Origin of the sequence: Halomonas daqiaonensis, from assembly GCF_900109725.1 — a bacterium.
Lineage (GTDB): Bacteria > Pseudomonadota > Gammaproteobacteria > Pseudomonadales > Halomonadaceae > Halomonas > Halomonas daqiaonensis.
Window position 1 is genome coordinate 15,063 of the sequence record NZ_FOBC01000006.1, and the last position, 13,138, is coordinate 28,200.

A 13,138-nucleotide genomic window follows, 5' to 3' on the forward strand; every position below is an offset into this window, starting at 1 on the left:
GCCGGGGCGCCTTGGGAGAATCACGATGTCTTCACCGCCCCCCTATCTGTTGGCCAGGCGGCTGGCGCACGGCGCCGCTATATCCGCCGGCTATGCGTCACTCGGTCTCTCGCTGCTGATCACCTTCGAGGTCGTGGCCCGCAAGTTGTTCAACTTCTCGCTGCAAGGCGTCGATGAGATCGGTGGCTACGTGTTGGCCATCGGCGTCTCCTTCAGCTTTGCCTATGCGCTATTGCATCGCGCCCATACTCGAGTCGACGTACTGCTGACACACCTGCCCAGGTGGCTGCAGGCACCGCTTAACGCCCTGGCCATTCTGATGCTGGCGGCCTTCTCGGTCTTCATGCTGTGGCGCGCCGTCGAGACACTCAAGGAAACTCTGGAGTTCGGTAGCCTGGCCAGCACACCGCTGCAGACGCCGTTGTGGATCCCGCAGGGCCTGTGGGTGATCGGGCTTGGCGTCTTCACCGTATTGACGGTGTTGCTGGCCGCTAGAGCGTTGAAGCTATTGGCCACCGGCCAGTTGGCGATGCTGGACCGGGAGTATGGTCCGCGCTCTGCCGATGATGAATTGGATGAGGCTCGCAAGGATTATGGCAGCGGCATCACCGCCGAGCCGGGGAGGGCAGAGTCATGATCGGTGCCTTCGAGGTCATGGTCGGTTTCTTCATCATGCTGGGAATGATGGCGGTCGGTATCCACGTGGCCGTGGCGATCTTCACCATCGCCACCCTGGGTACCCTGATGTATTTGGGTACGCCACTGCTCTACTCCTTCGGCGATACCCTTTGGGGGACCCTCAACGACTTCATCCTGACGGCGATTCCACTTTTCATCCTGCTCGGGGAATTGCTCCTTCGCAGCGGGATTACCGAGCGCATGTACAGTGCACTGTCGGTATGGCTCGACCGCATGCCGGGCGGGCTGCTGCATACCAATATCGGGGCATCCTCGGTCTTCGCTGCCATGTCAGGCTCTTCGGTGGCCACAGCGGCCACCATCGGCACCGTGGCGCTGCCGGCCTTCGCCGAGCGTGGCTACAGCGAGCGGCTGGCGCTCGGCACCCTGGCGGCTGGTGCGACCCTGGGTATCCTGATTCCACCCAGCATCAACATGATCATCTATGGTGCCATCACCAACACCTCCATCGGCAAGCTGTTCATCGCGGGAATACTCCCGGGTGTGGCACTGGCGGGGGCCTTCATGCTGACCATCATGGCGTTCACCCTGCTGCGACCCGGGCTAGTGGGCCAGGCCTCCGAGCGCTCGACCTTTCGTGAGCGGCTTGCCTCGCTGGTGGATCTGCTGCCCCCGGCCTTCGTGTTCGCCATCGTTATCGGCAGCATCTACAGCGGCTGGGCAACGCCCACCGAGGCGGCCGCCCTGGGCGTCATCGCGGCCCTGGGGCTGGCCGCCTGGAACCGCAAGTTGACATGGAAGATGCTGCACGAGTGCTTCCTGTCGATGGCAAGCACAACGGCGATGATCATGCTGATCATCGTGGCGGCCTTCTTCCTCAACTATATCGTCGGCATCCTCGGCATTCCTCACACCCTGACCCAGTGGGTCGCCGACCTGGGGCTCTCGCCGCTTGGGCTGATCCTGGCGCTGGTGATCTTCTACTTGGTGCTGGGCTGCTTCCTCGAGACGCTGTCGATGATGATTGCCACCGTGCCCATCGTGGTGCCGATGGTGGTGCAGTTCGGCTTTGACCCGGTGTGGTTCGGCATCTTCCTGGTGATCATGATGGAGATTTCGCTGATCACCCCGCCGATCGGCATGAACCTCTATGTGGTCCAGGGCGTGCGCGGCCGTGGCTCCATCACCGACGTGATGGTCGGCAGCCTGCCTTTCCTGGCCATCATGCTGCTGTTCGTGCTGTTGATCATTCTCTGGCCCGGCCTGGTGATGTGGCTGCCCGAGGCCATGGGCTAGCTTCAGGCAACAACGACAAGGTAATGGACATGACGCGCTTCGATATCCTGATCACCAATGGCCGAATCATCACTGCGGCTGACAGTTACGATGCCGACATCGGCATCAAGGACGGGCGCATCGTCGCCCTGGGCCAGGTCTTGGGGGAGGCCGACGAGATCATAGACGCCGAGGGGCGTTGGGTAATGCCGGGCGGCATCGATGCCCACTGCCATCTGGACCAGCCGCTCGGGGATGGGGCGGTGATGGCCGACGGCTTCCTGACCGGCACTCGCTCGGCGGCGGCGGGAGGCACCACCACGGTGATCCCCTTCGCCGCCCAGCAGAAGGGCCAGAGCCTGCGCGCCGCCGTGGAGGACTACCACCGGCGCAGCGACGGCAAGGCCTTCATCGACTACGCCTTCCACATGATTGTCACCGATCCCACCGAGACGGTACTTAAGGAGGAGCTGCCAGCGCTGATAAACGAGGGTTACAGCTCCTTCAAGATCTACCTGACCTACGACGACCTCAAGCTCAACGATCGCGAGGTGCTCAACGTGCTGGCCATGGCGCGGCGCGAGGGCGGCATGGTGATGGTGCATGCCGAGAACGCCGACTGCATCGCGTACTTGACCGAGTTGCTCGAATCCCAGGGACAGACGTCGCCGTTCTACCATGGCGTGGCGCATTCGGCGATCGCCGAGCGTGAGGCGACCCACCGGGCCATTTCGCTGGCGGAGCTGATCGATGTCCCGTTGCTGATCGTGCACGTGTCCGGACCCGAGGCCATCGAGCAGATTCGCTGGGCTCAAGGGCGTGGTCTGCGTGTCTATGGCGAGACCTGCCCTCAGTACCTGATGCTGACGGCCTCTGACCTTGACCAGGAAGGCTTCGAGGGAGCCAAGTGCGTGTGCAGCCCACCACCCCGTGACAAGGCGGCTCAGGAGGCGGTATGGCAGGCACTGGAGAGCGGGGTATTCCAGGTCTTCTCATCCGATCACGCGCCTTTTCGCTTCGACGACCCCCAGGGCAAGAAGCTGCACGGCGAGTCGGCCAGCTTCGAGCACATCCCCAACGGTATCCCGGGGCTCGAGACGCGGCTCTCTATCCTGTTCTCCGAGGGCGTGGTAAAGGAGCGCATCGACCCGACGCGCTTCGTGGCCCTGACTGCGACCAACCCGGCCAAGATCTACGGCCTCTATCCGCAGAAGGGCACCGTCGCCATCGGCAGCGATGCCGACCTGACGCTTTGGGACCCCGCTGCGTGCACCACCATTCGCAATGCCGACCTGCACCACGCCGTCGACTACACCCCCTACGAGGGCGTGGAGCTCACCGGTAAGCCGGTGCTGACGCTGTGCCGGGGACAGGTGGTCTCGAGGGATGGCCGGCCCAGCGGCGAGCCGGGCTATGGCCAGTTCCTCAAGTGCGACAAGCCCCAGCCGGCCCGACCGCGCGGTCGAGCCAAGGGGTTCTGAGGTATGCAGCAGAACACTCTGATGGATATTGCCGCCCAAACGCCTGCTGGCAGCCTATCCCCCGGGGGACCCGGCAAGACTCATGGTTAAGATGGTCAATGGACACGTGCGTGCCAGCGGGCGTGGGATCGGCGAAGCGCTGCTGTGGCTCGGTGCGTGGGCATTGGATACGAAAGCGTCCCTGATTCGTCTCTGTTGACTCCTGACGTCGGTGCCCGGCCTGACGTGAGAAGCTGATTTTCTGCATGTTTTTCAGTAACCCAAGCCAATGAAATGGCTTGGGTATTTTATTATTCCAAATTAAGTGGAAATATTTTCCATAAATTGTTGACGGCCCGCGAGGGGATGCCTAGCCTTTGTATACAGAAATATTTTTCAAAAATAACAATCCCCTCACAGGAGGAAAGCTCATGACGCGCATGACTGCCGCTGAAGCCGCCGTTCACGTGCTCCGCAAGGAAGGCATCGATGTCGCCTTCGGGGTGCCGGGTGCCGCCATCAATCCCTTCTATGCCGCCATGCGCAAGCTCGGGGGTATCGACCATGTCCTGGCGCGTCATGTCGAGGGGGCCTCGCACATGGCTGAGGGCTACACCCGCGCCCAGCCGGGCAACCTCGGGGTGTGCATCGGCACCTCCGGGCCGGCTGGTACCGATATGATCACGGGCTTGTACTCGGCCATCGCCGATTCCATCCCGATCCTGTGCATTACCGGCCAGGCACCGACCGGCAAGCTGCACAAGGAGGACTTCCAGGCGGTGGACATCAAGTCTATCGCCGGTGCGGTCACCAAGTGGGCCATCACCGTACTGGAGCCGGCTCAGGTGCCGCGCGCCTTCCAGCAGGCCTTCCAGATCATGCGTAGCTCGCGCCCTGGTCCGGTGCTGATCGACCTGCCTATCGATGTGCAGATGACCGAGATCGAGTTCGATCCGGACACCTATGAGCCGCTCCCGGCCTACCGACCTACCGCCAGCCGCGCCCAGATCGAGAAGGCGCTGACCATGCTCAACGAGGCTGACAAGCCGCTGCTGGTGGCCGGGGGCGGTATCATCAACGCCGATGCCAGTGAGCTGCTCACCGCATTTGCCGAGATCACCGGCGTGCCGGTCATCCCGACCCTGATGGGTTGGGGTACCATCCCCGACGACCACGAGCTGATGGCGGGCATGGTCGGCTTGCAGACCGCGCACCGTTACGGCAATGCGACCCTGCTCGAGTCCGACTTCGTGATGGGGATCGGCAACCGCTGGGCCAACCGCCACACCGGGGCGCTCGACACCTACACCAAGGGGCGCAAGTTCGTCCATGTGGACATCGAACCGACCCAGATCGGGCGCATCTTCGGGCCGGACTACGGCATCGTCTCCGACGCCAGGGCGGCGCTCGAGCTCTTCGTCGAGGTGGCCAAGGAGTGGCAAGCCGAGGGCCGGCTGAAGGATCGCCGCGAGTGGGCCGAGGAGTGCCAGGCGCGCAAGCGCACCCTGCTGCGCAAGACCCACTTCGATAACGTGCCGGTCAAGCCGCAGCGCGTCTATGAGGAGATGAACAAGGCGTTCGGCAAGAATACCCGCTACGTCAGCACCATCGGCCTGTCGCAGATCGCCGGTGCCCAGTTCCTGCATGTCTACAAGCCGCGACACTGGATCAACTGCGGCCAGGCGGGCCCGCTGGGCTGGACCATCCCCGCCGCTCTCGGGGTGCGCCGTGCCGACCCGGACACCGAGATCGTTGCGCTCTCCGGCGACTATGATTTCCAGTTCATGGTCGAGGAACTGGCCGTGGGCGCGCAGTTCAACCTGCCTTACATTCACGTGCTGGTGAACAACTCCTACCTGGGGTTGATCCGCCAGGCCCAGCGCGGCTTCGACATGGACTACCAGGTGCAGTTGTCCTTCGAGAACATCAACTGCCCGGAGATCAACGGCTACGGCGTGGACCATGTCTCCGTGGTCGAGGGCCTTGGCTGCAAGGCGATCCGTGTCACCGAGCCCGACCAGATAGGCCCGGCCTTCGAGCAGGCCCGAGAGCTGATGCAGCAGCACCGCGTGCCGGTGGTCGTCGAGGTGATCCTCGAGCGAGTGACCAACATCTCCATGGGCACCGACCTGGCCGGCATCAACGAGTTCGAGGAACTGGCCGAGAACGTCGCCGACGCGCCCAGCTCCATCGCTGCCCTGCGCTGAGGGCGGCCGCTTCCCGGGCAGCTGGTCGGACCGGCGCCCGGGCGGCACGAGACGTACGCTGATATACACCAGAAGACACCGGGAGATTCACATGGCCAAGTTTGCCGCCAATCTCAGTATGCTGTTTACCGAGGTCGATTTCCTCGACCGCTTCCAGGCTGCCGCCGAGGCCGGCTTCAAGGGTGTGGAGTACCTCTTTCCGTATGATTTCGAAGCCGCCGAGATCAGACAGCGCCTCGACGACAATGGCCTGATCCAGGTGCTGTTCAACCTGCCGGCCGGCGACTGGGGTGCTGGCGAGCGCGGCATCGCCTGCCACCCGGACCGCATCGAGGAGTTCCGCGCCGGCGTCGATCGCGCCATCGAGTACGCCCGGGTCCTGGGCAACACTCAGGTCAACTGCCTGGCCGGCATCCAGCCGGAGGGCGTCAGCGACGTCGAGGCGCGCAAGACCCTGGTCGAGAACCTGCGCTTCGCCGCAGAGAAACTCGAGGCCGCCGACATCCTGTTGATTGCCGAGCCGATCAACACCCGCGACATCCCGGGCTTCTTCCTCAACCGCACCGAGCAGGCCCTGGCGCTGTTCGACGAGGTGGGAAGCCGAAACCTGAAGCTGCAGTACGACATCTATCACATGCAGATCATGGAAGGGGATCTGGCCCCGACCATCGAGAAACATCTGGATCGCATCGCCCACGTCCAGCTGGCCGACAACCCCGGGCGCCACGAGCCCGGCACCGGCGAGATCAACTATCCCTTTCTGTTCGCGCACCTCGATCGCCTGGGCTATCAGGGTTGGATCGGCTGCGAGTACAAGCCCAGGGCGGGCACCCGAGAGGGACTGGGCTGGCTGAAGAGCGTGCGCTAAGCGCGGTTTTTCGACGAGAGACGAGAAGGAGAGACATCATGAGCAAGATCGGCTTTATCGGACTGGGCATCATGGGTCGCCCCATGGCGGGTCACCTGCTGGACGCCGGCCATGAGCTGGTGACGGTCAAGCGCGGCACTCTGGACGAGACCCTGGCCTCCAAGGGCATGCAGGAGCTCGCCGATCCCAAGGCGGTCGCCGAGGCCGCCGAAGTGATCATCACCATGGTGCCGGACACCCCGGATGTCGAGGAGGTGCTATTCGGCGTAGGCGGTGTCATCGAAGGCCTGAAGCCTGGCACTCTGGTGATCGACATGAGTTCCATCGCCCCGCTGGCCACCCAGGAGTTCGCCAAGCGCATTCAGGGCGCCGGCGGTGAGTACGTCGACGCCCCGGTTTCCGGCGGCGAGGGCGGTGCCATCAATGCCGCCCTGACCATCATGGTCGGCGCCACCCCGGAAGGCTTCGAGCGCGCCCAGCCGCTTCTCGAGATCATGGGCAAGACCATCACCCACATCGGTGACCAGGGCGCCGGCCAGACCTGCAAGGTGGCCAACCAGATCGTCGTGGCCCTGACCATCGAGGCCGTTTCCGAGGGCCTGCTCTTCGCCTCCCGCGCGGGTGCCGACGTGGCCAAGGTCCGCGAGTCCTTGCTCGGCGGCCTGGCGCAGTCGAAGATCCTCGACGTGCATGGCGAGCGCATGATCAACCGAACCTTCGATCCGGGCTTCAAGATTCGCCTGCACCAGAAGGATCTCAACCTGGCACTGGAGGGCGCGCGTAGCCTCAACCTTGCGCTGCCCGGTACCGCCAATGCCCAGCAGCTGTTCCAGGCCTGTGCCGCCCACGGTGGCGCCGACTGGGATCATGCCGGCATCCTGCGGGCCCTGGAGGCACTGGCCGAGCATGAGGTAGGTCAGTCGTGAGTCTGCCCACCGGCTCACAAGAGCCGGTGAGCGACAGGGAGGTGACTGCTCCCTGACGGCAGGCGTCGGGTCGTCGCCTGCCTGATCGCCGCTGGCGATCCTTGCCCGGTGGTGGGTTCCCCCTGAAGTACCCTCCCGTCACCGGGCCTTTTCCGTGAAGGAGACTTCTCATGAAGACACCCAGTCCTTTGGTCACTGATGGCCCGTACGATACGCCGCGTGCCTGGCTCCGGCACTTGGCGGATACCGCGATCGCCGCTGTCCATCCCGATACGCTTCTGCCCGACAGGCTCCCGGAACCGCCGCCTGGACGAACCGTGGTGGTGGGGGCCGGCAAGGCGGCAGCCGCCATGGCAGCCGCCCTGGAACGTGCCTGGCAGGAACACCAACCCGAAGCGCGGCTGTCCGGTCTGGTAGTGACCCGCTACGGCCATGGTCCACAAGGGCTGGACGCCGAGTGTCGTCATGTCGAGGTTCTCGAGGCTGCCCATCCCATGCCCGACGATCTGAGCGAAAAGGCCGCCCGCCGCATGCTCGAGGCCGTCGAGGACCTGGGCGAGGACGATCTGGTCATCGCCCTGATCTCCGGCGGCGGCTCGGCGCTGATGACCCTGCCGGCGCACGGCGTGACGCTGGCCGAGAAGCAGGCCATCAACAAGGCGCTGCTGAGAAGTGGCGCGCCCATCCGCGAGATCAATACCGTCCGCCGGCACCTGTCGGCCATCAAGGGCGGGCGCCTGGCCGCGGCCGCTCATCCGGCTCGGGTGCTGACCTGGCTGATCTCGGATGTGCCCGGTGACGCAGCTTCCCTGGTCGCTTCGGGGCCGACCCTGCCGGATGCCACGACGCCCGGCGACGCTCTGGCGATCCTCGAACACCGCGGCATCGCGGTGTCTGAGGGGGTCCGCCGCCATCTGCTAGCCGATACCTCGGCCCCGCATCCCGGTGAGCTGGCTTTCGCCCGCGACGAGAACGAGATCCTCGCCCGAGCCCGGGATGCTCTCGAGGCGGCCCGGCTCGCCGCCGAGGCCGAGGGTATAGAAGTGCGCCTGCTTGGCGATGACCTGGAAGGCGAGGCACGGGAACTGGGGCGCGCCCAGGGGAACCTGGCTCTGAGCGCCCGCGAGGAGGGCCGAGTCCCGCTGCTGCTGCTCTCGGGTGGAGAGACCAGCGTCACCGTGCAGGGTGACGGCCGCGGCGGGCGCAATGTGGAGTACCTGCTGGGGCTCCTCGAGACCCTGCGCGGAGCCGAGGGTATCCATGCGTTGGCCATCGACACCGACGGCATCGACGGCTCCGAGGACAATGCCGGGGCGCTGTTCTCACCCGATGACTGGGCCCTTGCCCGGACTCGGGGCCTCGACCCCGCCGACTACCTGTCACGCAATGACGCCTATACGTTCTTTCAGGCTCTGGACGACTTGATCGTCACCGGGCCGACACGGACCAACGTCAACGATTTCCGTGCCATCCTGGTGCTGCCGAGGACCCCATGATCCCCACCGTCGCACTAGGATCGTCGCCACCCTGGGCCAGCCGGCGGCCTTGAGGCGTCCTGGAAGCGATCCTCGACGCGACCCCGGCACATCGCCGTGCCAGAGACATGAATCCTGTATACAATGAATGGGTTTGATGTAGTCATTCCGCTCGCGGGGTGAGACGCTGGCGGCGGGAATACGCAGGGGGCAGTTCATGCACGAATGGCAGGAGGAGGTGCTGGCCGAGGTCAGGGCCGGGAGTCGCATCAGCGACCGGGATATCGTCGACAAGGTGCGCCGGGCGGTGCTGATGCAGCGCCTGCCGCCCGGCACCCGACTGCCGGAGGTGACCCTCGGCGAGGTCTTCGGGGTGAGTCGCTCGGTGGTGCGCAAGGCCCTGACCCGGCTGGCCTCCGAGCACGTGGTGGACCAGCGTCCCAACCAGGTGGCGCGAGTCCGCGCGCCGAGCATCGAGGAGACCCGCGAGACCTTCGCGGCTCGCCGGCTAGTCGAGGGGGAGGTGGCCTCGCTGCTGGCGGGCCGCCTCGATGCAGCCTCGCGGGATCGGCTGGCGGCAGAGGCGCGGGGCGAGATCGAGGCCCACGGGCGGGGAGACGAGCCGGCCCGCATCGAGCACTCCCTGGCCATCCATCACCTGCTGGCGGAGCTCTCGCCCAACCGCGTGCTGGGGGCCATGCTGACCGATCTGATCCTGCGCACCTCCATTGTCATCGCCCTCTACAAGTGGGCGAACCTGGCCTCCTGCTTCCTGGAGGGCGATCACACGACGCTGCTGGCGGCGCTGGAGCAGGGCGATGCCGAGGTGGCCCGGGAGGGCATCCGGCACCACCTGGAGAGCCTCGAGGCACTGCTGGACCTGAGTCCCCGCGAGGCGAGCATCGACCTGAAGGCGATCCTCGGGCGTTCCCGGGAACAGGCCTGATCCGCATCAAGGCCGGGTCGAGTTCCTCGGCCTCGCCTTGTCCCACGGGGCGCGCCTGGTCGACAATGCAGCGACTCTAATCGCCTTTCGGGAATCTTGCATGTTCTCTCCCCTGCGCTGGGCCCTCCTCGCCTGGCTCGCCCTGTCGGCGCCTGTGGCCCTGGCTGAAGTGCCTACCGTGGCGGCGGCTTCGGATCTTCAGTTCGCCCTCACCGAGGCCGCCGAGCGCTTCACGGACGAGACCGGACGGGAGCTGCGCCTGAATTTCGGCTCCTCCGGCAATTTCAAGCGCCAGATCCGACAGGGCGCCCCCTTCGAGCTCTACCTGTCCGCGGACGAGGCGTATGTGCTCGCCCTCCACGAGGCGGGGTGGACCGAGGATGAGGGGGTGGTCTACGCCGTGGGTCGGCTGGCGTGGCTGCAGCGTCCCGGCAGTGGCGAACTGCCGGATATGGCGGACTCGATGGCCGGCGTGCGCGAGGCCATCGATGCCCATCGGGCCGGGCAGGGCAGGCCGCGTATCGCCCTGGCCAACCCCGAGCATGCCCCCTACGGCGTGGTGGCTCGCCAGGTCCTCGACCATGTCGGTCTCTGGGAAGACTCGGAACCGCTGCGCATCCTCGGCGAAAATGTCTCCCAGGCCGCACAGTTCGCCCTGGCAGACGAGGCCCGCGGCGGGCTGGTGGCCTGGTCACTGGCACTTGCGCCGCCGCTAGCCGCGCGTAGCGAGCAGGTACTGATCCCCGAGGAGTGGCATGCCCCGCTGGTCCAGCGCATGGCGCTGATCGAGGGGGCAGGCGAGACCGCTCGGGCCTTCTACGCCTGGCTCCAGCAGCCAGCGGCCCGGCAGATCCTGGCGGCTTACGGTTTCCGCTTGCCAGACCAGGGCAACCCCCGCTGATGGACTGGACGGCGCTCTCGGTCTCGCTGCGTCTGGCGGGGCTGACCTGCCTGCTGCTGCTGCCGCTGGGACTCTGGCTCGGGCGCACCCTGGCGCTCTCGCGCTTTCGCGGCAAGCCGCTGTGCGAGGCGCTCGTGGCGCTTCCGCTGGTGATGCCGCCGACGGTGCTGGGCTTCTACCTCATGCAGGCCTTCGGCGTGGAGGCGCCCTTCGGCACTTTCTGGCAGTCGCTGACCGGCAGCGGGCTCAACTTCACCTTCACCGGCATCCTGATCGCCTCGCTGGTGGCCAACCTGCCCTTCGCCGTGCAGCCGATCCAGCGCGCCTTCGAGACGATTCCGCCGAATCTGTGCGAGGCCGCCTGGTGCAGCGGCCTCTCTCCCGCCCGTACGCTGTGGCGTATCGAGCTGCCGCTGGTGTGGCCGGGTCTGATCTCGGCCCTGGCGCTGACCTTTGCCCATACCCTCGGCGAGTTCGGCGTGATCCTGATGGTCGGCGGTGCGATCGATGGGGAGACGCGCACCCTGGCCATCGCCATCTACGACCGTGTCCAGGCCTTCGATGAGTCCGGGGCCGCCATCATGTCGGCCATGCTGCTGCTGATCTCCTTCCTGACCATCGGAGTGGTCTACGGCCTGGCAGGACGCCGGAGGTGGCGCCGTGGCTGAGCCGGATCTGCCCCTGAGCCAGGCTCGCCTGACGGTGCAGCTGCAGCAGGCCGGACCGATCCCGCTGGACGCCCACTTCCACTGCGACGCCGGCGAGCTGCTGGCCTTGGTGGGTCCCTCGGGGAGCGGCAAGACCACCCTGCTGCGTGCCATTGCCGGGCTCTACCGACCGGCGCGGGGCATGATCCACTGTGCCGGCGAGACCTGGTTCGATGCCGAGGCAAGGCGCTCACTGCGTCCGCAGCAGCGTCGCGTGGGACTGGTGTTCCAGGACTATGCGCTCTTCCCGCATCTCGATGCGCGCGCCAATGTCATGGTGGCCCTGGAGCATCTGCCCGCCGTCGAGCGCGGCCAGGCCGCCGAGCAGTGGCTGGTGCGAGTGCGCCTCGAGGGCCTTGCCGACCGGCTGCCGTCCGAGCTCTCCGGCGGCCAGCGTCAGCGAGTCGCCCTGGCCCGAGCGCTGGCCAGGAGCCCGCGGGTGCTGCTGCTGGACGAGCCCTTTTCGGCAGTGGACCAGGTGACCCGCCGGCGCCTGCAGCGCGAACTTGCCCTGCTGCGCGAGGAGATCCGGATCCCCATCGTGCTGGTCACTCACGACCTGGACGAGGCCGCTGCCCTGGCTGACCGGCTCTGTGTACTGCACGCTGGCCGCAGCCTGCAGCAGGCACCGGCTGAGCAGCTCTTCCGCCGGCCGGCCAGCCCCGAGGTGGCGCGGCTGCTCGACCGCCACAATGTGTTCACCGGCACGGTGGTAGCCGAGGAGGGGGGGCGCCGCCTGCAATGGGGGCCCTGGCGCCTGGAGGTGATTGAGGGCCTGGCGTCTCTGGCCGTGGGACAGCGGGTCAACTGGTACCTGCCGCCTTCGGACGTGGTCCTCCATCGTCGCGGCCGGCCCTCGCGGGGTGAGCGCGAGAATCCGGTTCAGGGCCGAGTTATCGAGATGGCGGTGTTGGGCGGCATCACCTCCGTGGCACTAGCCTTCGATCACTGCGACGATACCCTGCGCTTCGAGCTTCCTACCCATGCAGCGCGCCGCAACGGCCTGGCCCGCGGCGAGGCGGTGGGGGTCTCGCTGCTGGCCGCCGGTATCCATCTGATGCCTGATGTCCGTGTCACCCATCCCGAGAGTCCCGATCACTGAGGAAACCGCCATGAACACCACCCGACGCCATCTGCTGCTGGGCCTGGCCCTGCTGCCCGCCGTCTCCCTGCTGCCGCGGGTCCTGCCGGCCGCCGGATCAGACTCGGGGCCGGATCTTGAGCCTCAGACCCTCGAGACCGTTTCCCTGGTGATCCACGGTGGGCAGGGTCCACACCGGCTCGAGGTGGAGGTGGCCCGCACCATTCCCGAGCGTAGCCGAGGCCTGATGGAGCGTGACCACCTGGCCGAGCAGTCGGGCATGCTGTTCCTCTATGATCGCCCCCAGTCCTCGCGCAATGGCTTCTGGATGTATCGCACGCGGATTCCGCTGGATATTGCCTTCATCGACGAGGCGGGTCGTATTGCCGAGATTCACCGCATGACCCCCTGCAAGGCTGCCCAGGCGGGGGAGTGCCCGGTGACGCGCCCTTCGGTGCCTTACCGTGCGGCCCTTGAGGTCAATGCCGGCGCCTTCGAGGCGATGGGCGTGGCCGCGGGCGACTGTGTCAGCTGGCCGGGAGACGGCGGGCTCTGTGCAGGAGCAGCGGCCCAGTGAGTCAGCTCGTGGGTCGATGGGCGCGACATCCGCGCCATTAGCGTGCTGGCGCCTCCTCGGGGTGGGATGGTGAAAG

The 13,138-nt window shown here is 66.1% G+C and carries 12 protein-coding genes; all 12 read left to right on the plus strand.

What is annotated here, in order from left to right:
• Positions 1–25: 25 nt before the first annotated feature.
• The 12 genes from BMY30_RS06030 to BMY30_RS06085 all read left to right on the plus strand — a co-directional run bounded on the left by BMY30_RS06030 (position 26) and on the right by BMY30_RS06085 (position 13,062).
• On the plus strand, positions 26–637 hold the full coding sequence (locus tag BMY30_RS06030) for a TRAP transporter small permease subunit (protein WP_089711616.1): 612 nt from the start codon (positions 26–28) through the stop codon (positions 635–637).
• The gene (locus tag BMY30_RS06035) at positions 634–1,935 is read left to right on the plus strand and encodes a TRAP transporter large permease (RefSeq protein ID WP_089711618.1); all 1,302 of its coding nucleotides are present in this window, start codon (positions 634–636) and stop codon (positions 1,933–1,935) included. Before BMY30_RS06030 ends, BMY30_RS06035 begins: the two co-directional genes overlap by 4 nt.
• Complete coding sequence (gene hydA / locus BMY30_RS06040; RefSeq protein ID WP_280140880.1) at positions 1,911–3,395, plus strand: dihydropyrimidinase; 1,485 nt, start codon at positions 1,911–1,913, stop codon at positions 3,393–3,395. Before BMY30_RS06035 ends, hydA begins: the two co-directional genes overlap by 25 nt.
• A gap of 410 nt (positions 3,396–3,805) precedes the next feature.
• Entirely contained in the window at positions 3,806–5,581 is a 1,776-nt protein-coding gene (gcl, locus tag BMY30_RS06045; RefSeq protein ID WP_089711621.1) for a glyoxylate carboligase, read from the plus strand.
• A gap of 91 nt (positions 5,582–5,672) precedes the next feature.
• Positions 5,673–6,449 (plus strand): hydroxypyruvate isomerase, encoded by a 777-nt coding sequence (gene hyi / locus BMY30_RS06050; RefSeq protein ID WP_089711623.1) that lies wholly within the window; start codon positions 5,673–5,675, stop codon positions 6,447–6,449.
• Between the two features lie 38 nt (positions 6,450–6,487).
• Positions 6,488–7,375: a 2-hydroxy-3-oxopropionate reductase gene (locus tag BMY30_RS06055; RefSeq protein WP_089711625.1), complete on the plus strand. Its 888-nt coding sequence runs from the start codon at positions 6,488–6,490 to the stop codon at positions 7,373–7,375.
• A gap of 170 nt (positions 7,376–7,545) precedes the next feature.
• The gene (locus tag BMY30_RS06060; protein ID WP_089711626.1) at positions 7,546–8,871 is read left to right on the plus strand and encodes a glycerate kinase type-2 family protein; all 1,326 of its coding nucleotides are present in this window, start codon (positions 7,546–7,548) and stop codon (positions 8,869–8,871) included.
• A gap of 196 nt (positions 8,872–9,067) precedes the next feature.
• Positions 9,068–9,796, plus strand: coding sequence for a GntR family transcriptional regulator (locus BMY30_RS06065; protein WP_089711628.1), 729 nt, complete (start codon positions 9,068–9,070; stop codon positions 9,794–9,796).
• A gap of 100 nt (positions 9,797–9,896) precedes the next feature.
• Positions 9,897–10,697, plus strand: a complete 801-nt coding sequence (modA, locus tag BMY30_RS06070) for a molybdate ABC transporter substrate-binding protein (RefSeq protein ID WP_089711630.1) — start codon at positions 9,897–9,899, stop codon at positions 10,695–10,697.
• Positions 10,697–11,365, plus strand: coding sequence for a molybdate ABC transporter permease subunit (gene modB / locus BMY30_RS06075; RefSeq protein ID WP_089711632.1), 669 nt, complete (start codon positions 10,697–10,699; stop codon positions 11,363–11,365). The genes modA and modB overlap by 1 nt, the downstream gene beginning before the upstream one ends.
• Positions 11,358–12,506, plus strand: coding sequence for an ABC transporter ATP-binding protein (locus BMY30_RS06080; protein WP_244516132.1), 1,149 nt, complete (start codon positions 11,358–11,360; stop codon positions 12,504–12,506). Before modB ends, BMY30_RS06080 begins: the two co-directional genes overlap by 8 nt.
• A 10-nt stretch (positions 12,507–12,516) precedes the next feature.
• A complete protein-coding gene (locus tag BMY30_RS06085) occupies positions 12,517–13,062 on the plus strand; it encodes a DUF192 domain-containing protein (RefSeq protein ID WP_089711634.1) in 546 nt (181 codons plus the stop codon).
• Positions 13,063–13,138 lie beyond the last annotated feature (76 nt).

Bases quoted from the DNA above. Each gene is read 5' to 3' on its own strand.
- BMY30_RS06030 (WP_089711616.1), top strand. From the start codon at position 26: ATGTCTTCACCGCCCCCCTATCTGTTGGCCAGGCGGCTGGCGCACGGC.
- BMY30_RS06035 (WP_089711618.1), top strand. From the start codon at position 634: ATGATCGGTGCCTTCGAGGTCATGGTCGGTTTCTTCATCATGCTGGGA.
- gcl (WP_089711621.1), top strand. From the start codon at position 3,806: ATGACGCGCATGACTGCCGCTGAAGCCGCCGTTCACGTGCTCCGCAAG.
- hyi (WP_089711623.1), top strand. From the start codon at position 5,673: ATGGCCAAGTTTGCCGCCAATCTCAGTATGCTGTTTACCGAGGTCGAT.
- BMY30_RS06055 (WP_089711625.1), top strand. From the start codon at position 6,488: ATGAGCAAGATCGGCTTTATCGGACTGGGCATCATGGGTCGCCCCATG.
- BMY30_RS06060 (WP_089711626.1), top strand. From the start codon at position 7,546: ATGAAGACACCCAGTCCTTTGGTCACTGATGGCCCGTACGATACGCCG.
- BMY30_RS06065 (WP_089711628.1), top strand. From the start codon at position 9,068: ATGCACGAATGGCAGGAGGAGGTGCTGGCCGAGGTCAGGGCCGGGAGT.
- modA (WP_089711630.1), top strand. From the start codon at position 9,897: ATGTTCTCTCCCCTGCGCTGGGCCCTCCTCGCCTGGCTCGCCCTGTCG.
- modB (WP_089711632.1), top strand. From the start codon at position 10,697: ATGGACTGGACGGCGCTCTCGGTCTCGCTGCGTCTGGCGGGGCTGACC.
- BMY30_RS06085 (WP_089711634.1), top strand. From the start codon at position 12,517: ATGAACACCACCCGACGCCATCTGCTGCTGGGCCTGGCCCTGCTGCCC.